Source organism: Lacticaseibacillus parakribbianus, from assembly GCF_025490915.1.
GTDB lineage: Bacteria > Bacillota > Bacilli > Lactobacillales > Lactobacillaceae > Lacticaseibacillus > Lacticaseibacillus parakribbianus.
In genome coordinates, this window is the sequence record NZ_JANQBA010000002.1 from 1 (window position 1) to 22,469 (window position 22,469).

Annotated in this window: 19 protein-coding genes; 3 read left to right on the forward strand and 16 right to left on the reverse strand. The window is 62.9% G+C overall.

Annotated elements, in window-relative coordinates; genetic code table 11:
* Positions 1–461: 461 nt before the first annotated feature.
* Together NUH19_RS02085 and NUH19_RS02090 are read left to right on the forward strand one after the other, a co-directional pair.
* Positions 462–992 carry an RNA polymerase sigma factor gene (locus NUH19_RS02085; protein WP_262314907.1) on the forward strand — a complete coding sequence of 177 codons (531 nt, stop codon included), beginning with the start codon at positions 462–464 and terminating at the stop codon, positions 990–992.
* Positions 985–1,995, forward strand: a complete 1,011-nt coding sequence (locus NUH19_RS02090) for a DUF4179 domain-containing protein (RefSeq protein WP_262314908.1) — start codon at positions 985–987, stop codon at positions 1,993–1,995. The genes NUH19_RS02085 and NUH19_RS02090 overlap by 8 nt, the downstream gene beginning before the upstream one ends.
* Before the next feature lie 57 nt (positions 1,996–2,052).
* Here the strand turns inward: NUH19_RS02090 and NUH19_RS02095 are convergent, their stop codons facing one another.
* The 16 genes from NUH19_RS02095 to NUH19_RS02170 form a co-directional block, all read right to left on the reverse strand.
* A complete protein-coding gene (locus NUH19_RS02095; RefSeq protein WP_262314909.1) occupies positions 2,053–4,077 on the reverse strand; it encodes a KUP/HAK/KT family potassium transporter in 2,025 nt (674 codons plus the stop codon).
* 209 nt (positions 4,078–4,286) lie between these two features.
* The gene (rny, locus tag NUH19_RS02100; RefSeq protein WP_262314910.1) at positions 4,287–5,855 is read right to left on the reverse strand and encodes a ribonuclease Y; all 1,569 of its coding nucleotides are present in this window, start codon (positions 5,853–5,855) and stop codon (positions 4,287–4,289) included.
* Between the two features lie 240 nt (positions 5,856–6,095).
* On the reverse strand, positions 6,096–6,437 hold the full coding sequence (gene yajC / locus NUH19_RS02105) for a preprotein translocase subunit YajC (protein ID WP_262314911.1): 342 nt from the start codon (positions 6,435–6,437) through the stop codon (positions 6,096–6,098).
* 94 nt (positions 6,438–6,531) lie between these two features.
* On the reverse strand, positions 6,532–7,674 hold the full coding sequence (gene tgt / locus NUH19_RS02110; protein WP_262314912.1) for a tRNA guanosine(34) transglycosylase Tgt: 1,143 nt from the start codon (positions 7,672–7,674) through the stop codon (positions 6,532–6,534).
* Between the two features lie 15 nt (positions 7,675–7,689).
* Positions 7,690–8,724 (reverse strand): tRNA preQ1(34) S-adenosylmethionine ribosyltransferase-isomerase QueA, encoded by a 1,035-nt coding sequence (gene queA / locus NUH19_RS02115; protein WP_262314913.1) that lies wholly within the window; start codon positions 8,722–8,724, stop codon positions 7,690–7,692.
* A gap of 13 nt (positions 8,725–8,737) precedes the next feature.
* A complete protein-coding gene (gene ruvB / locus NUH19_RS02120; RefSeq protein WP_262314914.1) occupies positions 8,738–9,739 on the reverse strand; it encodes a Holliday junction branch migration DNA helicase RuvB in 1,002 nt (333 codons plus the stop codon).
* A 22-nt stretch (positions 9,740–9,761) separates the two neighbouring features.
* The gene (gene ruvA / locus NUH19_RS02125; RefSeq protein ID WP_262314915.1) at positions 9,762–10,340 is read right to left on the reverse strand and encodes a Holliday junction branch migration protein RuvA; all 579 of its coding nucleotides are present in this window, start codon (positions 10,338–10,340) and stop codon (positions 9,762–9,764) included.
* Between the two features lie 94 nt (positions 10,341–10,434).
* Positions 10,435–12,585, reverse strand: coding sequence for a DNA mismatch repair endonuclease MutL (gene mutL / locus NUH19_RS02130; protein ID WP_262314916.1), 2,151 nt, complete (start codon positions 12,583–12,585; stop codon positions 10,435–10,437).
* Between the two features lie 32 nt (positions 12,586–12,617).
* The gene (mutS, locus tag NUH19_RS02135; RefSeq protein ID WP_262314917.1) at positions 12,618–15,338 is read right to left on the reverse strand and encodes a DNA mismatch repair protein MutS; all 2,721 of its coding nucleotides are present in this window, start codon (positions 15,336–15,338) and stop codon (positions 12,618–12,620) included.
* A gap of 240 nt (positions 15,339–15,578) precedes the next feature.
* Positions 15,579–17,414, reverse strand: a complete 1,836-nt coding sequence (locus tag NUH19_RS02140) for an APC family permease (protein WP_262314918.1) — start codon at positions 17,412–17,414, stop codon at positions 15,579–15,581.
* Positions 17,415–17,582: 168 nt separating this feature from the next.
* Positions 17,583–17,933: a DUF1827 family protein gene (locus tag NUH19_RS02145; protein ID WP_262314919.1), complete on the reverse strand. Its 351-nt coding sequence runs from the start codon at positions 17,931–17,933 to the stop codon at positions 17,583–17,585.
* Between the two features lie 127 nt (positions 17,934–18,060).
* Positions 18,061–18,309, reverse strand: coding sequence for a hypothetical protein (locus NUH19_RS02150; protein ID WP_262314920.1), 249 nt, complete (start codon positions 18,307–18,309; stop codon positions 18,061–18,063).
* Positions 18,310–18,378: 69 nt separating this feature from the next.
* Complete coding sequence (locus tag NUH19_RS02155) at positions 18,379–18,981, reverse strand: metallophosphoesterase (RefSeq protein ID WP_262314921.1); 603 nt, start codon at positions 18,979–18,981, stop codon at positions 18,379–18,381.
* Entirely contained in the window at positions 18,978–19,715 is a 738-nt protein-coding gene (locus NUH19_RS02160) for a YibE/F family protein (protein WP_262314922.1), read from the reverse strand. The genes NUH19_RS02155 and NUH19_RS02160 overlap by 4 nt, the downstream gene beginning before the upstream one ends.
* The gene (locus NUH19_RS02165; protein WP_262314923.1) at positions 19,712–20,776 is read right to left on the reverse strand and encodes a YibE/F family protein; all 1,065 of its coding nucleotides are present in this window, start codon (positions 20,774–20,776) and stop codon (positions 19,712–19,714) included. The genes NUH19_RS02160 and NUH19_RS02165 overlap by 4 nt, the downstream gene beginning before the upstream one ends.
* A complete protein-coding gene (locus NUH19_RS02170; protein WP_262314924.1) occupies positions 20,766–21,086 on the reverse strand; it encodes a hypothetical protein in 321 nt (106 codons plus the stop codon). The genes NUH19_RS02165 and NUH19_RS02170 overlap by 11 nt, the downstream gene beginning before the upstream one ends.
* A 77-nt stretch (positions 21,087–21,163) precedes the next feature.
* Between NUH19_RS02170 and NUH19_RS02175 the strand changes: the two genes are divergently transcribed.
* Positions 21,164–22,468: a glycerophosphodiester phosphodiesterase gene (locus NUH19_RS02175; RefSeq protein ID WP_262314925.1), complete on the forward strand. Its 1,305-nt coding sequence runs from the start codon at positions 21,164–21,166 to the stop codon at positions 22,466–22,468.
* The last annotated feature ends 1 nt before the right edge of the window (position 22,469 follow it).

The following is a 22,469-nucleotide window of genomic DNA, read 5'->3' on the forward strand; positions in this document are numbered from 1 at the left end:
AGCACAACAAACCGTTCCGGAGGCCCGGAAGGTGTGCTGGCTCAGGCGGCGTAACCCGTTTTAGAGCCAAAGCACGACCGCCTGCTCAGGCGTGTGGATGTCACCGCACGGCGCAGTCCTGAGTTAGGAGGGTAAGACCCCAGCCCCGCGGCGCGTCCGCAGGTTCTGGGACGGCGGCACCGCGTGGCAGTTGCAGCTGCCAGCTGGTGCCGGACAGGTGCGGGACCTGGTTTTGGCCCCAGCGCGGCGCTGCAGCGTCGCGGTGGGACAGGAACCGAGCCACCCAACGCCTTGTAGATACCCACGTGACCACAATGCCCAGATCCGCCGCCGGGGTACTTCCCGCCGGCGGATTTGGTGCGTCCTTTTGGCCGTTGGCAACCGCGCGGCTAAAAAAATATTTATCCCGTGAAACTAAATGGGCAATTCTGGCCACTAACTGGGCGAAAGGAGGGTCGCACATGCCACTGAATGACCTTGAACTGAAGCTCGCCAGGCGAGCTGTGCGTGGCGACCGCACCGCCCTGCTGCAACTGCTGGACGGCCGTAGCGCCTACCTGTACCGCACCGCCTACCTGTACGTCGGCAACGAGCAAGACGCCTTGGAGGTGTTGCAGGAGGCGACGACACAGGCGGTGAGCGCCGTGCGTCAGTTGCGCGAGCCCCAACTGTTTTTCACCTGGTACACCCGCATCCTGATTCGCCAGGCCCAAAGCGTCTACGCGCTGCGGGCCAGCGAGGAACCCACGGCAGACGCCGGCGAGCCGCTGGCGGCGCCGCCCGTCAACACCACCGAGCACCTCGACCTGCTGGCCGCCTTCGCCCAACTGAAGGCGGAATACCGCCAAGCGCTGCAATTATTCTATTACCAAGACCTGCCGACACGAGAAATCGGGCGGCTCCTCAACGTCCCGGAGGCCACCATCAAGACGCGCTTGCGCCGCGGCCGCCTCGCACTGCGCAACATTTTAGGAGGAGATTACTTTGGATGAACAACGAGACCGTCAGCTGCTGCACGACGAGTTCGACCAGATTCCGGTGCCAGAGGCGCTGGTTCACGACGCCCTGGCGCAAGGGGTGAAAAAGGCGCCGCGCCAACACCGCGTTCGCAACGGGCTGCTTGCCGCAGCCGCCGCCTTGGCGCTGACCACCGCCGGTCTGGCCGCCTTCGTACCCCAAGTCGGCCAGGCCTTCGACAACGTCGGCTGGTTGGCCGCTTTTTACCTGCGCAACGGCAACGACGTGAACGCCACCGCCTTTCACGTCAACGGCGTGGCCAAGAGCCTCAACCAAACCGCAACCTCGCACGGCATCACGGTTCACTTGGTTGAAGCCTACTACGCCGGTAAAATCATCAGCGTCACCGGCGAAATCACCGGCATGACCGAGCGCCAGATTAACATGAACGGCGAGCACGAGCTGTCTTACTACGCCGCAAGCACGGCCAAGCAGCACTTCTTCAACGACACCTACGACTTCCAGGAAACCAAATCCGGCTACCGCTTCCGGCTGCTGTACCACGCCACCGCCAACACCGCGCCGACTTCAGTCACCCTGCCGATTCGCATCCAGGAGCTCGGCGGCGTCTTCGGCCGCTGGAATTTCGACCTGAAGATGAGCCAACCGGCACCGGTCGTGACCAAGCTGGCTGGCGCAACCTACGACTTCGGGGTGCCCGGTCTCACTGTGGCGCCTGTGGCCTTGATCAAGTACGCCCACGGCGCCGAGTTGCAGTACCGTGCCACTGGCGACTCGCGATACGAGCACGGTGAGACGGGCGAAATCGGCATCATGAGCATTCAAGACGCGCAGGGGCACTCGCTGATCGACATGAGCGACGGGATGACGCTTGGTGGCCCCGACGGCAGCCTCACCGATTTGGCCCTGACCAAGCTGCCGGTGCGGGGCCAAGCCTACCGCGTGCAGGTGGACTACTTCGTCAAGGGTGAAAAAAGCGCCCGTGAGGTGACCAAGTCCATCGTGCTGTGGCCGTAGAACACGCCACCCAAAAATCGCGCCGCCCGCTGACTGCGGGGGCGCGATTTTTGGGTGTTACTTTGCCCTGGGCCGGGGGTGCAGGATCTTGTGGTCCGTGAAGTACATCTCGCGCGGCTCGTGGATGAACAGCGGCACGGTTTCCTCCACCACGCTGCTGAACTCCAGGCCGTACCAGTCGGCGGGGCTGGTGGTGACGTTTTGCAGCCACAGGCGGCCGCCGATCAGGTAGCGGCGCCAGGCCGGGATGTTCTCGGTCGGCATCCCCTGCGGCCGCTCGCGGATGATGACGAACTTGAAGTCACCGACTTGACGGTCCTCAAGCGTCGTGTAGTGCGGCCGCTGCGGGTCGATCACCCCGGCCGTCAGCAGGTCGTTGACGATTTGGCGAATGTACAAGTTGACGTGCTGCGACGTCCGGAAGCCGAGGTACAGCTGCACCGAAATCACGTTGCGGGTGTGCATCATGTCGACGGTGTAGCGCATGTCGTAGGGCTTGTCCGTTTCGTTGACCGTGACGAACCAGTAGACGCTCGCGCGTTTGGGCTGCTTGTCCAAAATCGAGTACAGCGTGGTGCGTTTGAGTCGGTAGTCGGCCTTGACCTTGGTCATGTACACCAGGTTGGTGGTGAACAGCGGCTCGCGGTCGTCCTTGGACAGCGTGACCAGCTGCGAGACGTAATCGTTCAGGTGGACGTACTCGCTTTCGCCTTGGTAACGCTCGCGCGACTTGTTGCCGAAAAACCAGATGACCATCAACGCCAAAATCAGCAGCATGATGACCAGCGTGATGTAGCCGCCGTGCATGAACTTAACGAGGCTAGCGACCAGAAACATCGCCTCAAGTACCCCGAAGAAGCCGGTGACAAGCCCAGCGCGAAGCCGCCCGATGCGGCCCGACAGGTACTCGAACAACAAGAAGGTGGTCATCAGCATCGTGACGGTGATGGCCAGGCCGTAAGCGGCCTCCATCGCCTTAGAGGTGCGGAAGTACCAGACCACGCTCATCGTCACCAGGCACAAGAACCAGTTGACCCCGCCGATGTAGATCTGGCTTTTGGCCGTCGAGGGGTGGGTGATGTGCATCCGCGGCAGGAACTTCAGGCTGATTGCCTCGTGAACCAGCGTGTAGGAGCCGGTGATCAACGCCTGCGACGCGATGATCGCCGCGAAGGTCGCCAAGATAATGGCAAAAGGCCGCAGCTCGTGCGGTAGCATTTCGTAAAACGGGTTGATGGTGGTCAGATTCGCGTAGGCCGCGTCCTTGTAGTGGCTGATTAGCCACGCCCCTTGGCCGAAGTAGTTGAGCATCAGCATCACGTAGACGAACGGCCAGGTCAGGTAGATGTTGTACTTGCCGACGTGACCCATGTCCGAGTACAGCGCCTCGGCCCCGGTCGTCGCCAGGAAAATGCTACCGAGCAGGAAAAGCCCGACTTTGTTGGCCGGCGAGAACAGAATCGCCACGGCGTAACGCGGCGACAAGGCGCGAAGCACTTCGAGGTGGCCGCTCATGTGCGCCACCCCGGCGACCCCCAGAAACAGGAACCACACGAGCATCACCGGGCCAAAGGCGTTGCCCAGCTTGGCGGTGCCGAAGCGCTGAATCAAAAACAGCGCGAGCAGCACGGTGCTTGTGATCACCAGCACCACCAGCTGCGAGTCGGAGAACTGAAGCGGCCCGAAGTTTTGGCCCTTGAGTCCCTCCACCGCGCTGGTGACGGTGACCGCCGGCGTCAGCGTCCCGTCGGCCAACAGCGCGGCGCCACCGATCAGGGCCGGCACCGCCAACCACGCCCCGTGGTTGCGAACCAGCGCGTAAAGCGCAAAGATCCCGCCCTCACCGTTGTTGTCGGCTCGCATCGCGAGGATCACGTACTTGATGGTGGTCAAAAGCATCAGCGTCCAAAAAATCAAAGAGATCGCGCCGATGATGTACTCCGGCGTCAGCGCCGACACCTTGCCGGCGTCGGCGATCACGGCGTTCATCACGTACAGGGGCGAGGTCCCGATGTCCCCGTAGACGATGCCTAAGGTGACCAGCATCCCGATGGCGCTGATGTGTTTTTTCTTCGGTGACATAGTTTCCTCCTGTTGTTAACAAGACGTCATGATAGACGCTTGAACCGGGTGCGTCAAGCGGTCCCGGCCCCTTGTCAGGCCAGGGTGGGCGACCGGGCAGCGCGGCCGGCCACGCTTGCGCCGCCTTCGCCCCAACGCCAGGCCAGTGGTCCCCACACCGACCGCCGTGAAGCCAAAACGGCGGTCTCCCCAAGGGGGAGACCGTCGCCTCACTTCGCGTACTCGACCGTTCGCTTCTCGCGAATGACGGTCACCTTGATGTGGCCTGGGTACTCGAGCTCTTTTTCAATCCGGTTGCGGATGTCTCGCGCCAAGACCACCGACTCCTCGTCGGACAGGGCCTCGGGCTTGACGATCACCCGCACCTCACGCCCCGCCTGAATGGCGAAGCTGTGGTCGACGCCTTGGTAGCTGTTGGCGATGGCCTCGAGCTTCTCTAGGCGGTGCAGGTAGTTCTCCAGCGTCTCGGAACGGGCACCGGGCCGCGCCGCCGAAATGGCGTCGGCCGCGGCGACCAGCACCGCGATGACACTGGTTGGGGCCACGTCGCCGTGGTGCGACGCAATCGTGTTGACCACGATTTTCGGCTCCTTGTACTTGGTGGCCAGCTCGACCCCAATCTCCACGTGGGAGCCGTCGACTTCCCGGTCGATGGCCTTCCCGATGTCGTGCAGTAATCCTGCGCGTCTCGCCATGATCACGTCTTCGCCTAACTCGGCCGCCATCACCCCGGCCAGCTTGGCCACCTGAATCGAGTGATCCAGGACGTTTTGGCCGTAGCTGGTCCGGAAGTGCAGCCGGCCCAACTTCTTGATCAAATCCGGGTGCATGTTGTGAATGCCGACGTCAAAAATGGCCTGCTCCCCGATTTCGCGGATGCGCTCGTCCATTTCCTTGCGTGCCTTGTCGACCATTTCCTCAATCCGCGCCGGGTGGATGCGGCCGTCTTGAATCAGCTTCTCCAAGGCGATCCGCGCGATTTCCCGCCGGATCGGGTCGAAGCCAGACAAAACCACCGCTTCCGGCGTGTCATCGATAATCAAATCGATCCCCGTCAGCGTCTCCAACGTGCGAATGTTGCGCCCTTCCCGGCCGATGATTCGACCCTTCATGTCGTCATTCGGCAGGTTGACCACCGTGACCGTTGTTTCCGCCACGATGTCCGAGGCACTGCGCTGGATGGCGTCTGCGATCAGCGTCTTCGCCTCCCGGTCAGCCGTCTCCTTGGCCTCGTCTTCGCTTTCCTTGATCAGTTTTGCGCGTTCATGCGCAAGCTCAGTCTTTGTTTCGGTGAGGATTCGCTCTCGCGCCTGACTCTTGGTCATTTCGGCGATGCGCTCGAGCTCTGTGTGTTGCTGCGTGATCGCGGCTTCGATGTCCTTTTCCCGGGCATCCAGCCGCGTTTGCCGTTCGTTCAGGTTTCCCTCTCGGTCCGACAGGCTCTGTTCCTTGCGGTCAAGCGTGTCGTCGCGGCGATCCAGTGTCTCCTCGCGCTGCAAGAGGCGGTGTTCCGATTGTTGAACCTCGGAGCGTCGGTCCTTGAGCTCTTGTTCGACCTGGCTTTGGTAGCGGTGGGCTTCATCGCGTGCTTCAACCAGTTTTTCTTTCTTCAGGGTCGCGGCTTCTTTGTTGGCGGTCTCGAGGATCCCGGCCGCACTGGTGTGGGCCTGGTCGACCGCCTTGTTGTGACGGTTGGTTTGAATCTTGATCCCGAGGAGTACTCCCACGGCTAAGGCGATGACGGCGAGGATTAACGAGACCAGCATTTCTGCGCTCATCTTTTCACCTCCGCATCATCTCATCATGTGGTACCATGCATTGATGCTGTGTTATTTAGTTCATTATGACACTCTCTGATTGTAGCGGTTTGATGAACAAGTGTCAACTTGCGATGCGGTGTCAAGACGGCTGCGATTGGCCGGCCCCAGGCGCCAGCGCCTAGCAACACCGCCTCGCCGGGTTCGCCTGGGCCACCCTGGGCCACAAAAAAACGGCCAAGTCGGCCGTTATGGGTGGTGCTACTTGTCGTCTTCGGAGTAACCCTTGTCGTCGTCTTTGGCGGCGTCTTCGGTTTCTTCCTTCTTGGCTGCAGGCTTGGCTGCGGCCGGCTTGCCGGCATCGTTGATGGTGCGGATGGCCGAGCGGTTGAAGGTCAAAAAGACCCCGTCGACGTCGAGATCGACGGTTTGGTCGGCCTCGTTAATGCTGTCGACCACGGCGTGAAGGCCGCCGATGGTCACGACCTTGTCACCCTTCTTCATGGCGTTGAGCATTGCCTGACGCTTTTGCTGCTGCTTTTTTTGTGGCCGCATCATGCCGAAGTACATGAAGCCAAACATCAGCACCAGCACGATGATCATTGAAAAAGAACTTCTCAAATTAAGGCACCTCGTTTTCTGTTTTAGTTCACTCTACACTGTACCAAATTCAAGGCGGTTTAACCACCGCCTGCGGTCAGAAATTCCGTGCGTTAGGCTTGTTGTAGCCGTACTGCTCGAAGTAGTCGCGGCGAAAGTCCAGCAGCGAATCGCTGGCGATCGCGTCTCGCACCTGCTGCATCAGGTGCAACAGGAAGTACAGGTTGTGGTAAGACATCAGCCGCTCGCCCAGCGCCTCGTCGGCCTTGATCAGGTGGCGCAGGTAGGCCCGGGTGAAGTTCTTGCAGGTGTAGCAGTCGCAATCCGGGTCCAGCGGCGTGAAGTCACGGGCGTACTGGGCGTTTTTGACCACCAGGCGACCGTGGCTGGTCATCGCCGTCCCCTTGCGTGCGATGCGGGTCGGCAGGACGCAGTCGAACATGTCGATGCCGCGAATCACCCCGTCGATCAAGGCGTCGGGCGAGCCGACCCCCATCAGGTAGCGCGGCTTGGTGTCCGGCAGAAGCGGCACGGTGAAGTCCAGGACGTGGTTCATCTCCTCCTTGGACTCGCCGACGGACAGGCCGCCGATGGAATAACCCGGGAAATCCAGGCTGACCAGGTCACGGGCGCTTTGCTCGCGCAGGTCGCGGAAGCCGGCGCCTTGGACGATGCCGAACAGCCCCTGGCGAGCGGGGTTTTGATGCGCCTTCAGGCCGCGTTCCGCCCAGCGGCTGGTTCGCGCCACGCTTTTGGCCACGTACTCGTAGCTTTCAAAAAACGGCGGGCACTCGTCGAAGCTCATCATGATGTCCGGCCCCAGCGCGTTTTCGATGCCGATCGCCTTTTCCGGCGACAGGAACATCTTCGCCCCGTTCAGGTGGTTGCGAAAGTGAACCCCTTCCTCGGTGATGTTTCTCATGTGAGCCAGCGAGAAGACCTGAAAGCCGCCGGAGTCGGTCAAAATCCCCTTGTGCCAGTTCATGAACTGGTGCAACCCGCCGGCCGCTTGAACCAGGTCCTCGCCCGGCCGCAGCCACAGGTGGTAGGTGTTGGCCAAGATGATGGTGGCCCCCATCGCCTCCAGCTCGTTGGGCGCGATGGTCTTGACCGTCGCCTGGGTCCCCACCGGCATGAACATCGGCGTCGGGAAGGTGCCGTGCGGCGTGATCAGCTCGCCGAGCCTGGCACCGGTGTGCTTATCGACATGCAGCAGGCGGTACTTGATAGCAGGTTCCATGGGGCCTCCTTGGGGTTACTTGTGAATGAACATCGCGTCGCCGAAGCTGAAGAAGCGGTACCGCTCCTTGATGGCGTGTTCGTAGGCGTTCAAAATGTTCTCGCGGCCGGTGAACGACGCGACCAGCATCACCAGCGTCGACTTGGGCAGGTGGAAGTTCGTGATGAAGGTGTCGACGGCTCGCCACTGGTAGCCCGGCTTGATGAAAATGTCGGTCCAGCCGGAGTCGGCCTGCAGCTTCCCATCGAACTTGGTGCCGATGGTCTCAAGGGTGCGAATCGAGGTCGTACCGGTCGCGACGATGCGGCCGCCGTGAGCCCGGACGTCGTTGAGCGTGTCGGCCGCCTCCTGGGAGAAGCGGTAGAACTCGCTGTGCATCTTGTGGTCCTCGATGTTGGTCACCGACACCGGCCGGAACGTCCCGAGCCCGACGTGCAGCGTCAGGTAAACCAGCCGAACCCCCTTAGCCTGAGCCGCCGCCAGCAGCTCCTTGGTCCAGTGCAGCCCGGCGGTCGGCGCCGCGGCGGAGCCGACCTCCTTGGCGTAGACGGTCTGGTACATCTCGGGGTCGTCGAGCTTCTCCTTGATGTAAGGCGGCAGCGGCGTTTCGCCCAGCTGATCGAGAATCTCCATGAAGATGCCCTGGTAGTGGAACTCGATGATGCGACCACCGTGTTCCAGCTCGGACACGACGGTGGCGGTCAAAAGGCCGTCGCCAAAATCGATCACGGTCCCCACCGGCGCCTTTTTGGCCGGCTTCATCAGGGTCTCCCACTGATCGCCCGTCGTGTTGCGCAACAGCAGCACTTCCATGTGAGCCCCGGTGTCCGGCTTGACGCCGTACAGCCGCGCCGGCATCACGCGGGTGTCGTTCATCACCACGGCATCGCCCGGGTTCAGGTAATCCAAGATGTCGTAGAAGTGCTTGTCCTCAAGCGCCCCGGTTTCGGCGTTCATCACAAGCATGCGGCTGGCGTCGCGCTTCTCAAGCGGCGTCTGGGCAATCAGTTCCTGGGGCAGGTCGTAGTCGAAGTCTTCAGTCGTTAACATGTTTTCCTTCCAATCATTGAATGGGGTACGGTTGTTCGAGGTGGGCGAAGCCGGCCGGGGTGACCATGCGCCCCCGCGGCGTCCGCTTCAAAAAGCCGATCTGCAGCAAATACGGTTCGTACATTTCCTCGATGGTGGCCGTTTCCTCGCCGATGTTGGCGGCAATCGTGGCCAGCCCGACCGGACCGCCTTGGTAGTCGCGAATCATCATCATCAACAGCTTGCGGTCGATTGAATCCAGGCCCTTTTGATCGACCTGCAGCTGATCCAGCGCGTGGTCGACAATCGGCACGGACACCGCCTGCCCGGCGACGTCGGCGAAGTCGCGGATGCGCCGCAGCAGCCGGTTGGCGATCCGCGGGGTGCCGCGCGACCGCCGCGCGATTTCAAGCGCGGAGTCCGCCGGCAGCGTCAGGTTGAAGATGTCGGCCGACCGCAGCACGATCTGCTGTAGCTCCTCTGCGGTGTAATACGCCATGTGCTCGGTGATGCCGAAGCGGTCGCGCAACGGCGCCGACAGCATCCCCGCCCGGGTCGTCGCGCCGATCAGCGTGAACGGCGGCAGCGGAAAATGCACGGGATGGGCGGTCGGCCCCTGCCCGACCACGATATCGATGTAAAAGTCCTCCATCGCAGAGTACAGCATCTCCTCGACGATCTTGGGCAGCCGGTGAATCTCATCGATGAACAAGACGTCGCCGGGCTGCAGCTCATTGAGCAAGGCGACCAGGTCGCCGGGCTTTTCGATCGCCGGGCCGGAGGTGGTGCGAATCTGGACGCTCAGCTCGTTGGCGATCACCAGGGCCAGGGTGGTTTTGCCCAAGCCGGGTGGACCGTAAAGCAGGACGTGATCCAGCGCCTCCTCGCGCTTTTGGGCCGCCTTGATGTAGACGGCCAGCTGGTTTTTCACCGCGGTCTGGCCGATGTAGCCGGCCAGGCGGTGCGGCCGAAGCGTTCGCTCGACCACGTCCTCCGCTTCCTCAGACCCGGTGCCTACAATTCTTTCGTCGGCCACATTGGCCCTCCTTTCTAATCCCTCAGCTCAACAGGCGCAGCCCTTCGCGCAGGTAAGCGTCGGTGGTTTTGGCGCCGCTTTTGGCCAGCTTGGTCGTCAGCTTCGCCACGGTTTTGTCCGGGTAACCCAAAGCGACCAGGGCCGCCAAGGCGTCGTTCAGGGCCGGGTCGGCCACCGGCGCGACCGGGGTGAAGAGGTCGCCGACCGGGGCGGCCAGCTTGCCCTTGAGATCCAAAATGATCTGCTGGGCCGTCTTCTTGCCGATACCCGGAAACTTCGTCAGGTACGTGACGTCGCCGGCCGCCACCGCGCCGGCCAGGCCGTCGGTGCTGGCGTTGGCCAAAATGGCGAGGGCCGACTTGGGTCCGATGCCGGTGACCGTCAAAAGCTGGTTGAAGGTCTGCTTCTCGCCGGCGCTGACGAAGCCGTACAGCGCCTGGTCGTTATCCCGAATGATCTGTTGAACGTAGACGGTGGCCGCCGCCCCCTCCTGATAGGCGTAAGGGTTGGTCACCAACAGCCGGTAGCCGACGCCTTGCACCTCAAGCACCAAGAAGCTCGGCGTGATGGCCGCCACCACGCCCTTGAGGTATTCGTACATGAGTTGCCCCTTTCTGACTGTGCAGTACATGTGTTTGGTCCATTGTAGCACAGGCCAGGAATTGGCGAAACCGACCGCGGCCGTCGCCTGGGGCTCAGCTGCGGTGATGCTCGCTTTCGTGGCTGTCTTGGATGCGCTTGAACATTTTCTCCAGGTCGGTGTTGCTGAAGTGAACCAAGACCGGCCGGCCGTGGGGGCAGTTGAACGGATTTTCGACCTGCGCAAGTTTTTCAATCAGCGCCTTGGCCTGCGGGGCATCCAGGTGGTGGTTGGCCTTGATTGCGCGTTTGCAGCTGATCATGATCGCGGCCTTCTCGCGAAACTGCGCGACGGTGACCTTGCCGTCCTTGAGCACCCAATCGATCAGCTCGCGAATCGTCGCCTCCTCACGGCCGGCCTGCATCCACGTCGGGTGCTGCCGCACCTCGAAGGTGTTTTGGCCAAAATCCTCCAGGAACACCCCGACGCCTTCAAGCACCGCGCGGTGAGCCCGAATCGCCACCGCGTCGGACGCCGGGTAATCCAGCACCAAAGGCACCAAAAGCGCCTGCTCGGCCGCGGCGACCTCGCCGATCTTGACGCGGTAGTACTCGTAGTTCACCCGTTCCTGGGCGGCGTGTTGATCCAGCAGGTACAGCCCGTCTTCGGCCTCGGCCAACAGGTACGTACCGTGAACCTGCGCCAGGTAGCGCAGGTCCGGGAAGCGCTTGGCCGGCGGCGTGACCGGCTTCAAGGCGACCGGTGCGGCGTCTGCCTCAGTGGCAACCGGTGCCGCCGGCTGGCTCGCGTACCGCGCGTCCCACGCGGCCAGGGCCTGCGGGTCGTCGAAAATCGGGGTGGCCGAAAGCGCCGTGATGGCCAGGCCGAAGCGGTCGCCGGCCTGAGGCGTCGGCGCCGCAGCCGGCGCTTGCGGGTTGACGCTCCCCGGCCGGCTTGCGGCAGTCGCTGAAGGCCCGGCGCTTGCGGTAGCCGGTGCCGCCGCGGTCGCAGGCCCGGTCACGCGAGGCGCGACGTCAGCGAAGGGCAGCCCCGAGGCGGTCGCGCCGGGAGCCGCGGTGCCGGGCCGCACCGCTTGGTCGGTCGGCGCCGCGGCCGAGCCAAACCCGGTACCGGACCGCGAATCGGCGCCGGGCCGCGGCGCGGTGCGACCGGGTTCGCCGACCAGCTGGCCGGCCGACGCCGAGTTCAGCGCCATGGTCAGCTGCTCGAGGTTGACGCTTGAGTGCTTGGGCAGGTTGCCCAAGGCGTCTGGAATCAGGTTTTGCGCCCCCATTTGGCGCCGCACCGCCTGCTCCAGCAGCGCCGCCAGCTGGTCTTCCTTGCTCAGCCGCACCTCTTGCTTGGTCGGATGCACGTTGACGTCGACCAACAGCGGGTCCATCGTGACGTCGATCACCGCCACCGGGTAGCGGCCGACCATCAGCTTGGAGCCGTAGCCGGCGATCAACGCCTTGGTCAGCCGGTAGTTTTTGATGTAGCGCCCGTTGATCATCAGGCTCAGGTAGTTGCGGCTGGCCCGGGTGGTGTCGGGCATGCTGGTGAAGCCCTGAATCCGAAAGTCGGCGTCCTCGGCCGCAACCTGCATCATCCGCTTGGCAACGCTCACGCCGTAGATGCCGGCGATGGTCTGCTGCAGGTCGTTGTGACCGGCGGTTTTGAGCATCAGGTTCTGGCCGTTTTTGAGGGAAAACGCGACCTCCGGGTGACCCAGCGCCAGGCGGTTGACGATGTCGGCGATGCGCGACAGCTCGGTGGCCTGCGACTTGACGTACTTGAGCCGCGCCGGGGTGTTGTAGAACACATCGTGAACGGTCAGCTGGGTGCCGCGCCGCGCCGCCGTGGTGTGCTGGTCCAACAGCTCGCCGCCGCGCAGGTGGGCGGTCGTACCCAGGCCGTTGTCGGTGGCGGTCACCAGCGTCACGTCGGCGATGGCCGCGATGCTGGCCAGCGCCTCGCCGCGAAAACCCAGGCTGTGAACATTGAACAGGTCGCGGGTGGTCAGGATTTTGGACGTCGCGTGGCGCAAAAAGGCCGTCGGGACGTCGGCGGCCTCGATGCCGGCCCCGTTATCGATCACCTGAACCGTGGCCAGCCCGGCCTCTTCGATTAAGACATCGACCTGGGTGGCCCCGGCGTCGATGCTGTTTTCGACCAGCTCCTTGACGATGCTGGCCGGGCGTTCGATCACTTCCCCGGCCGCAATCTGGTTGGCCAGGGTTTCCGGTAACTCGTGAATTTTAGGCATCTGCGTCTCCTTTCACCGCCGGCGTCAACGAATCAGCGCCGTTTCTTCAGCTGCTTTTGCAGCTCGTACAACAGGTTCATCGCGTCCATCGGCGTCGCGGCCATCAGGTCGAACTTGCCGAGCTTCTTGAGAATCGGGTCGGCCTTTGGGACGACGGGTTCCGGCTCGAACAAGGACAGCTGCGCGTCGACCGGTTCGGTAGGTGCCACGGCGGCCGGCTCTGCAACCAGCGCCGCGGCCCCGGACTGCGGGTCAGCAGGCTGCGGCGCCGGGCTCGGCGTCGCACCGGCCGCGGTGCCGGTGCTTGGCGCGGTCGTGGTGCCGGCCGCTTCGGGCGAGGCGGTGGCGGCGCCGCCGCTGGCCGCCGGTGCGTTGGCGCCTTGGGCCTCCAGCTGGCTCAGGATGTGGTCGGCCCGGGTCAGCAGGCTGGCCGGCAGCCCGGCCAGCTTGGCGACGTGAATCCCGTAGGACTTGTCGGCCGGCCCCGGCAGCATTTTGTGCAGGAACACCAGGTTGCCGTGCTCCTCCACGGCGCCGACGTGAACGTTTTGAAGCCGGGCCAGGTGGTCGCCCAGGGCGGTCAGCTCGTGGTAATGGGTCGAAAACAGCGTCTTGGCGTGAACGTGGTCGTGCAGGTGCTCGATGATTGCCTGGGCCAGCGCCATGCCGTCGTAAGTCGCGGTGCCGCGGCCAATTTCGTCGAACAGCACCAGTGAGCTGGCCGTCGCGTGGCTCAGGGCCGCGTTGGCCTCCATCATTTCAACCATGAACGTGCTTTGACCGTTGGCCAGGTCGTCGGCGGCGCCGATGCGGGTGAAAATCTGATCGAACACCGGCAGGCTCGCCGAATCGGCCGGCACGAACGAGCCGGCCTGGGCCATGATCACGGTCAAGGCGAGCTGGCGCATGTAGGTGCTTTTCCCCGACATGTTGGGGCCGGTGATCAACAAGATGTCGGTGCCGTCTTGCATCACCACGTCGTTGGGAATGTACTGGGCCTCGCCCAGCACGTGCTCGACCACCGGGTGGCGGCCGCCGTGAATCGCCAGGTCGTGGCGGCCGGCGTGGATCTCCGGGCGAATGTAGTGGTCGTTTTCCGCCGCGACCGCGAAGCTTTGCAGCACGTCAAGCGCCGCGACCTGGGCCGCCAGCGCCTGCAGCCGGCCGATCTGGGCCTTGACCTGCTCGCGAATGTCTTGAAACAGGTCGTACTCCAGATCCGTCGCGTGGGCCTTGGCCCCCAGAATCAGGGTCTCCTTCTCCTTGAGCTCGGGCGTGGAAAAGCGCTCGACATTGGTCAGCGTCTGGGTGCGTTCGTAACGGCCGGCCGGCACCTTGGCCAAGTTGCCCTTGGTCACCTCGATGTAGTAGCCGAACACGTTGTTGAAGCGGATGCGCAGATTGTGGATGCCGGTGGCCTCGCGTTCCTGGGCCTCAAGTTCGGCGATCCACTGCTTGGCGTTGGTCATCGCGTCGCGGTAGTCGTCGAGCTTTTGGTTGTAGCCGGCCAGGATGACGCCACCTTCCGTGACGGCGATCGGCGGCTCCGGCTCGATGGCGCGGCGAATCAGGTTGGCGACGTCTTGCACCGGATCCAAGGCGGCCAGCAGGGGCTTGAAGCTGCCGTCGTCCAGCGCCTGCAAAATGCTTTGAAGCGCCGGTACCTGGTCCAGCGAGGTCTGCAGCTGAATCAAGTCGCGCCCGTTGACCGTGCCGTAAGCCACCCGGCCGGCCAACCGCTCCAGGTCGTACACCTTAGTCAGCCGCTCCTGCAGCTCGCTGCGTTCGAAGTAGTGATCCAGCAGGTCCTGCACCTGGTCTTGGCGCGTCTTGATCTGCGCCAGGTCCAGCAGCGGCCGGTCCAGCCACTGCTTGAGCAGGCGGCCGCCCATCGCCGTTTTGGTGCGGTCGAGCACGTCCAGCAAGGTGTCGCCTTTGCGGCCGGTGCGGCTGTTTTTGAGGATGTCCAGGTTCACCCGGGCGTCTTGATCCATCTCGAGAAAGGCGGAGGGCTGGTAGGCCACCGCCTTTTGAATGTGGTCCAGGCTGCGCTTTTGGGTGGTCAACAGGTAGTTCATCAGCATGGCGACGACCTGCACCTGCAGCTCGTCGGTCAGGTCCTGGCTGACGTAGCTGGCCTCGGCCAACACCACGGCGTCGGTCGGGCTGAGCAGCCGCCCGGCCCCCAGCAGCTTGGCGTCGGCCTCACTGAGCTTGGTCGGCACCACCACCTCGCGGCTGTTCAGGGCGGCCAGCTCGTTTTGAAGCGTGAAGCGGTTGGCCAGCGTGGTCACCTTGAGCTCGCCGGTGGTCAGATCCGCGTAGGCCAGCCCGTACTTGCCGGCGGCCGGCACCACCGCGGCCAGGTAATTGTTGGCCTTGGCGGCACCCGGTTTAATGTCCATCTTGGTGCCCGGGGTGACCAGCTGGATCACCTCGCGTTTGACCATGCCCACGGCCTTCTTCGGGTCCTCCATCTGCTCGCAGATGGCGACCTTGTAGCCCTGATCCACGAGGATGTCGACGTAGCTTTGCGCCGCGTGGTGCGGCACCCCGCACATCGGAATCGGGTCGGTCGCCGACTTGTTGCGAGCCGTCAGCGTCAGCTCCAAAAGCTGCGAGCCGCGGATGGCGTCATCGTAGAAGAGTTCGTAAAAATCCCCGATGCGGTAGAACAAAAAGGCGTCCGGATACTGGTCCTTGATCGCCTGGTACTGCTGCATCATGGGCGTGTCTTGCGTTTTTTGCGGCATGGTCTAGCTCCTATTCTTGTGCTAGGACAATTCTAACATGATTTGACTCGCACCGGACCGCGGGTTTGAACGCCGCGGCTCCCGCCGGCCCGACCGCGGCGCCCCAGTCGGAGGCGGTGGTGCGGCCGACCCAGATTCTGGTTCCCAGGTTCGCCCTCGCACCGGCCAACCCCGGCAACGCCAAAGCGACCCGGGCGCAAGCTGGGCTTGGCTCGGGTCGCTTCGGTGAAGGCGCAGAGGCTAGCGCTTCAGGTGGTAGCTGTAAGTGGCGATGATGACATTCTCGCGGCTGGCGAACGCGGCGCGAAGGCGGAACGTCGTCTGGTTGTGCAGAATGTTTTGCCACGGTTTCTTCGGGATGAACTGCGGAATCAACACGGTGGTCGTGAAGTTGCGCTTGGCGGCGTTTCTGGCCACGATGTCGACGAAGCGAATGGTCGGCGCCTCAACCGAGCGGTACGAGGAGTGAACGTCGACGAAGCGAACATCCGGGAAGTCCTGCTTGAACTCGGCCTGCGTCTCCTGCTCCTTGTTGGGGTTTTCGTCCATCGACACGTGCATCGCGATGACGTAATCGCCGATGGTCTGCGCGTAGTTCAGCGCCCCGCGGGTCACCCGCGTCACGTTGCCGACCAGCACGATCACCGTGGAGCCGGCGTAGTCGTGCAGCTCAATGTCTTGCGGCAAGCGCAACTGCATCGCGACTTCCTGGTAGTGGCCGTGGATTTTCCAAAAGACGAAGACCAAGGCCGGCATGATGATGAAAAACGGCCAGATGTCCGGCAGCCGGTAGACGAACAGGATCACCAGGATGGCAAAGGAGATCAAGGCGCCGGAGAAGTTGGCAATGCTCTTGCCCAGCCAACCTTTTTCCGTCGTGTGGCGCTGCCACCAGTGACGAATCATCCCGGTCTGCGACAGCGTGAACGGAATGAACACGCCGACGGCATACAGCGGAATCAGCCGCTCGGTGGAGCCCTGGAACATGGTGATCAACAGCCCGGAGCCGATTGCCAGCGTCAAGATCCCGTTGGAGTAGCCCAGCCGGTCGCCGCGGTCCATGTACATGTGCGGCATGTACTTGTCCTTGGCCATGTTGTAGGCCAAAACCGGGAACGCGGAGAAGCCAGTGTTGGCGGCGACGGCCAAGATCAGGGCCGTCGAGAACTGAATCACGTAGTACATCACGCCGGTGCCGCCGAAGGTCGCCTTGGCCACTTGGGACAAAACGGTCACCTTGGCCTCGGGCACGATACCGTACCAGTAGTTCAAAAAGGTGATGCCGGCAAAGAAGAAGCCGAGGATCGTGGCCATGATGGCCAGGGTGCTGGCCGCATTGTGTTCGCGCGGCTTCTTGAAGAACGGCACGGCGTTAGAAATCGCCTCGACCCCGGTCAACGAGCTCGACCCGCTGGAAAAGGCGCGGAAGATCAAGGCCGCGGAGATGCCCGGCACGACGCCGCCGACCACCGCGGTGGCCTTGTAAGGAATCGCACCGGTCGCAATCTGGAACAGCCCCCAGACGATCATCGCGGTGATCGCCACAACGAACAGGTAAACCGGGATCATCAGGAAGTTCGCGGATTCGCTCAGGCCCCGCAGGTTCATCGCGGTCAGCAAGATGATGATCACCAAGGCGATGGCGACCTGGTGGCCGTACAGCGCCGGAATCGCCGAGGTAATCGCCTCGGCCCCCGCCGACGTCGACACCGCCACGGTCAGCATGTAGTCGATGAGCAGGCTCCCGCCGGCGGCCAGGCCGGCGTTTTGGCCCAGGTTCTCGGAGGCGACCAGGTAGGCCCCACCGCCGCTTGGGTAGGCGTGGATGATCTGCCGGTAAGACAGCGTCAAAGACAGCAGCAAGATCAGCACGAACGCGGCGATTGGCAGCGAGTACCAGATGGCCGCCGCCGACAGCGTGGTCAGGACCAGAACGATCTGCTCGGTCCCGTAAGCGACACTGGACAGCGCGTCGCTGGACAGCATGGCCAACGCTTTGAATTTTCCAAGCTTTTGTCCGCCTTCTTCAGAAGACTTCAAAGGCTTCCCCACCAAAAGGCGCTTGATATGATTCATTCGAATGCTCCATTCAAGATTGATCGGTTCGCCAAAGCAAACTCAGTTAGTTTAACGCGCAATTCACCGCAATACTATCAAAACTTTAACATTCCGTAAAGCGCGGCCGGGTCAACCAACCAAAAAAGCGACCGCCGCAGCTTGCAGCAGGTCGTCGCATGGTCCCGGTTAGGCCACCGGGTGTTCGATAATCACAAGGTCCTTGACCCGAATCTTGTGGTGCAGGTCCGATTCAATCTGGTTTTTGGCCGCGTGGTTGATGGTCAGCTCGGCGGCATCGACGTTCGGGAATAGCTTCGCGACGACAAAATCGATCTCTTCTTGCTTGATGTTGCGCTTCTCGTGGGTCATCACGACATCGTCTTTGGCAAAGCCTTCGATGTAATGCACGTGAACCGATCCCAGGGTGTAAAGGCGAAAGGCCTTGACGGTGCTTTTGCCGTACAGGTAGCGCATGGTGTAGGGCAGCATCTTGTGCAGGCTGAGGTTCAGCCGGATCGGGTTGGCGATCAGTTTCATGGTCATCACTCCTTTAGCTAAGTGTACCACGTTTGCCCCGCCCCAATAAATTCCGCCGGCCGATTTTTTTCGGTCCGGCCAGCCACCGACCAGGCGCTGTCAGGTGGCAGGACCCCGGCCAACCGCACTAGGCCGGCGGCGCCTGCAACAGCGGCGCGAAGCAGGCCGCGATGGCCGCCTGCTGGGCAGGCTCAAGCAAAGGCGCCAGCTGCGGCCAGAAGCTGTATTCGTAATAGTCCTGGGTAAAGTCCTTGCCTTCAATCTTGCGAAACACCAGCGTCAACAGCGCGTTGACCCGCGCCGCCTGGGCGGCCGGGCTGGCGGCCAGCACCGCGTGGCGGACGGCCTGCAGCTCGTTCATCTCCCGCGTGTCCACCTCATCACCTCCATCGAATGTCTTAATGACATTCTACCGAGGCTCCGATTAAAAATCAATGTGAATCGTCTAATTTCTTTTATCTACCCAGGCCTTTTTGGCCGCCGCCAGCTGGTGAATCTCACCGGCAGTCAGCGGACTGCCCCACGGCAGCGGCGTCGCGAGCAGCTCTCGCTCCGGGGCGTCGACGCCGACGTTCAGGTTGGTCGCAATCGGCACCATACTGTGGTGGATGTGGCCGTGCAGGTTCAGCGTCTGCTTGGTGATGCCCAGTATCATCGGGTAATGCGACAGGATGAACTGGGTGTGGTCGTCCTTGAGAATCGTGCCGACGCGGTGAAAGCTGAATTTTGGCTGGTCGTGCCAGCCCGGGTCATGCGCCGCCAGGAACTTGAACAGCGCCTGGTAGTCGTGGTTGCCCTTGATGAACACGATGCGTCCGGGCAAGTCCTGCAACAGCGCCAGCACCCGGGCGTTGGTCGGCACGTGTTCGGGGTTCATCGCGATGTCGCCGAGGTGGTAGACCACGTCGTTGTCGTCGACGCGAGCGGCCCAAGCGTCAAGCATCGCCGCGTTCATCGCCGCAACGCTTGGGAATGGCCGCGGCGCAAAGTCGTTGTTGCCCAGCAAGTCGGCGTGGTCAAAATGGGTATCCGCAATGAAAAAGTTCAAGATGGGCGTCCTCCTTTGGCGCGGGTCAACACGACCCACATGGTGATCGGCACCGTCAGCGTGACGGCGATCACCGCAAACAGCACCTGAATCAGCTCCCCGGCAAAAATCTGGTTGTTCAGGATTTCCCAAAACGGGTAGTGCAGCTGGGCGAACCAGACGAACAGGCCGGCAAAACCGCCGAAGAAGCCGAAGAACAACGTGTTCAGCCCGGTGCCGATGATCGCCCCGGCCATGCGCCGGCGAGCGGCGAGCGTCGCCGCCGCCCCGAGCTCGGTCATGCCGGCGGCAACCGCCACCGCCGCCTCGGCGATCGCCCCCAGGGTGCTGAGCAGCCCGGTGGCGATTAGAAGGCTCTGGAAGCTGATGCCGATGTACAAGGAAAAGCCTTCAAGCTCCTCTGAATCCTCCTGGCCAAAGCCGGCGGTGTGGCTGAGGATGACCGCGGTGACCACCACCGCCAGCACCAACCCCATCACGGCAAGCGACGCGACGAAGGCGGCGCCTGCGACCGAAGCGTCCTTGGTCGACAGGAAAATCACCGCGGCCAGCACGAACAGGCCGGCCACCACCGCAACGGCGATTGGGTTGAACCCCCCGGCCATCAGCACGACGGCCAGAATCATCACCACCGCGTTGATCACAAGCGCCAGGAAGTTGGCCAGCCCCTGCTTGCCACCGACCAACAGCAAAAGCCCCAAAAGCGCCAGGCCCAAGGCCGTGATCGTGCTCATGCGACCACCTCCTTAGGCGCCGCCCAGGCCGCCAGTGCGGCGGTCAAAGGCACCGCCAGCACGATGCCAAAGGCCGACACCAGCGACTGCGCAAAGCCCAGCCCCATCACCCAGATCACCGTCTGGCTGATCGAATTGCCGTTGCGCAGCCACAGCACGCTTTCGGTGAAGGTGTCGGCGATGAAAATCATGAACAGCACCGCGATCAGCGGCCCCATGATGTTGCGGCCGATCGCCATGCCGGCGCGAAACCGCGCCGCGCCACCGGCCGCAAGCTCCGACACCGCAGCGGTGATGTCCGTGCATTCGTCGAACACCGCCCCCAAGGCGCCGATGATGATCTGAACGTAAAACAGCAGCTGCGGCGCCTGCGTCACGTACTTCACCGACTCCAGGTGCAGGTTCTTGTAGCCGGTCAGCGTGAAGATCAGGTACCCCAGCGCGACCCCGGCGGCGGTGGCGCCGATGGTCGCCAGTCCGGCGACGGCGGCCTGGCGGTTGAAGCCGACGACCAGCACCGTGGTCACCGCGGTGAACAGCACCGCCAGGCCGGTGAACAGCCACCAGGCCAGCGTCTGGTGGTTTTGAATCTCCACGTGAAGCGCCACCAACAACAGCCCGACGTTGGCCAGGATGCTGACCGCCGACAGCACAAAGCGCCGCCGCATCACCAAGATCAGCAGCGCCACGGCGAAGCCGAACAAGCCGATGATCACGCCGTCGCGCTTGCGGTCGTGCAGCTGATAGCCGCCGCTGGTGCGGCTGACGAAGACCTGGCTGCCTTGACTCAGGCGGCTGTCCATCGCCCCGGAGTAGGAGTAGACGTTGGTGAAGTGAATCAGCTCGCCCCGCCGCGCGGTGTTGAGCAGCCTGGCGGACACCTTTTGCGTGGTCAGCCGGTCATTATTTCCCAGGTTATCTTTTTGCGGCGCGGTGTGGGACACGCGAACCGCGGTCACCTGGGCGATCGGCTGGCGGTACAGGCCGGCGTCCAGCCGCGCCAGGCCGAACCCCAGCGCAAACACCAGCACCGGCAGCAGGTAGCGCCACTTACGCCACATGGTTTTCCTTCATAATCTGGTTGTAGGCCGCAAGAACCGGCCCCTCGGGCTTGGCCCAGACGTCCCACTGCTTGACGTCGACCGGCGGGAACTGGTAGTGGGTGTTGACGTACTGCTCGTAAACCCGCACCGAGGTGGAGTGGGGAATGTTCAGCTGCACGATTCGCACCTGCTGGATCAGCCCGTTCAAGGCGGCGCGTTCGGCACGGCCGTTCATCATGATGTTGCCCAACTCGGCGTACTTGGTGCCGTCGTTGAGCGTGATTTCCTGAATCAGATCGAAGGTTTCGAACTTCTGCTTGTCTGCCATTGTACCCTCCAGCGATTGCGTTGACTTGGGCCGCTGCGGCATTTGTGGTATGGTCGAGGCACCACCGAGGAGGACCTATGCGAAACGCAATCTTGTTGTCATTAATTGGAATTTATCTGTGCTGCACCGCCTTCACCGTGGTCGGCCACCGCGGCGATCCGACCAAGGCCCCCGAAGAGACGCTGCAAAGCGACGATCTGGCCCTGGCCAGCGGCGCCGACGCGGTGGAGCTTGACGTGCAGGAAAGCGCAGACGGGGTGCTGGTGGTGCAGCACGACCCGACGATCATGCGCATGACCGGGGCTGACCTGGCGATTGCCACCACGCCTTTCGCCACGCTTCACGCCTATCATACCAAAAATGGCGAGCCCGTTCACAGCCTTGATGAAGTCTTAACCCATTACCAACACCGCCCGGGCCGCCTGTTGATTGAGACCAAGATTGAGCCGGGCATCCCCCACCCCCACCTGGAGGCCAAGATTGCCGCGGCGCTGGCTCGCACCCACATGACCGACCGGGTGATGTTCCACTCCTTTTCCAAAAAAAGCCTGAAGCGCCTGCAAAAGCTGCTGCCGCAGGTGCCACGCCTCCTGATTGTCGGGTCGCTGCACCGCATCACCTTCGCCGTCTTCAAGTACGCCTCGGGTATCGACGTCGCCGCCGACCTGGTGACCCCGGACATGGTCAAGTCGCTTCACGCGATGCACCAGCTGGTGTACGTCTGGGACGAGATGAACGAGACCACCGCCAAGTGGCGCTGGCTGGCCAACCTGAACCTCGACGGCGTGGTCACCAACTACCCGCAGGTCGCAAGCACCTACGCGAGACTGCGGCGCAAGGCCAGCCGGCGCAGCGTCGACGCGCGACTGATCAACACCACCACCGCGGCCTTGCCGATCTACGAGAACCCCTACACCCAGGCCGCCACGGGCCACACGCTGGCCAGCGGCCAGGGCTTTGCCACCAAGGCAGAGGTGCGCTCCAACGGGGTGTGGTACGCCCAGCTGAGCCAAAACCGCTACGTGCCAACCGCGGGGCTGACCAAGGCGCCGGCCGCCGGCTGGGCCACCGCCTTGCTCAACCGCCGCGTGAGGGCTATGCCCCGCGGCCTGCGCCTCTGGCTACACAACGGTCCAAGCGTCGCCAGCGGTCGCAGCGGCTTTTTGTCCCGCAACGCAAGCGCCAAGATCTTGGCCGTGGTGCGACGCCACGGCCACACCTGGGTCCAGCTCACCGCCGGCTGGGTGCGGCTGCAGCGGCTGGGCATGGCCCAGGCGCTGGTGCCGCGACCGCTCAACTGCGGCGCCTTGCCCGAGGCCCCGCAGCGCCTGTGGTTTCACGGGCCGCTCCTGGATACGGCGCTGTGGTCAACCGCCCCGTGAC

Excerpts from the sequence above, each read along its gene's own strand:
- NUH19_RS02145 (WP_262314919.1), bottom strand. The coding sequence starts at position 17,933 with ATGAAACTGATCGCCAACCCGATCCGGCTGAACCTCAGCCTGCACAAG.
- NUH19_RS02140 (WP_262314918.1), bottom strand. The coding sequence starts at position 17,414 with ATGAATCATATCAAGCGCCTTTTGGTGGGGAAGCCTTTGAAGTCTTCT.
- NUH19_RS02160 (WP_262314922.1), bottom strand. The coding sequence starts at position 19,715 with ATGAGCACGATCACGGCCTTGGGCCTGGCGCTTTTGGGGCTTTTGCTG.
- rny (WP_262314910.1), bottom strand. The coding sequence starts at position 5,855 with ATGAGCGCAGAAATGCTGGTCTCGTTAATCCTCGCCGTCATCGCCTTA.
- NUH19_RS02165 (WP_262314923.1), bottom strand. The coding sequence starts at position 20,776 with ATGTGGCGTAAGTGGCGCTACCTGCTGCCGGTGCTGGTGTTTGCGCTG.
- NUH19_RS02085 (WP_262314907.1), top strand. The coding sequence starts at position 462 with ATGCCACTGAATGACCTTGAACTGAAGCTCGCCAGGCGAGCTGTGCGT.
- queA (WP_262314913.1), bottom strand. The coding sequence starts at position 8,724 with ATGTTAACGACTGAAGACTTCGACTACGACCTGCCCCAGGAACTGATT.
- mutS (WP_262314917.1), bottom strand. The coding sequence starts at position 15,338 with ATGCCGCAAAAAACGCAAGACACGCCCATGATGCAGCAGTACCAGGCG.
- NUH19_RS02175 (WP_262314925.1), top strand. The coding sequence starts at position 21,164 with ATGCGAAACGCAATCTTGTTGTCATTAATTGGAATTTATCTGTGCTGC.
- NUH19_RS02095 (WP_262314909.1), bottom strand. The coding sequence starts at position 4,077 with ATGTCACCGAAGAAAAAACACATCAGCGCCATCGGGATGCTGGTCACC.
- mutL (WP_262314916.1), bottom strand. The coding sequence starts at position 12,585 with ATGCCTAAAATTCACGAGTTACCGGAAACCCTGGCCAACCAGATTGCG.
- ruvA (WP_262314915.1), bottom strand. The coding sequence starts at position 10,340 with ATGTACGAATACCTCAAGGGCGTGGTGGCGGCCATCACGCCGAGCTTC.
- yajC (WP_262314911.1), bottom strand. The coding sequence starts at position 6,437 with ATGATCATCGTGCTGGTGCTGATGTTTGGCTTCATGTACTTCGGCATG.
- tgt (WP_262314912.1), bottom strand. The coding sequence starts at position 7,674 with ATGGAACCTGCTATCAAGTACCGCCTGCTGCATGTCGATAAGCACACC.
- NUH19_RS02170 (WP_262314924.1), bottom strand. The coding sequence starts at position 21,086 with ATGGCAGACAAGCAGAAGTTCGAAACCTTCGATCTGATTCAGGAAATC.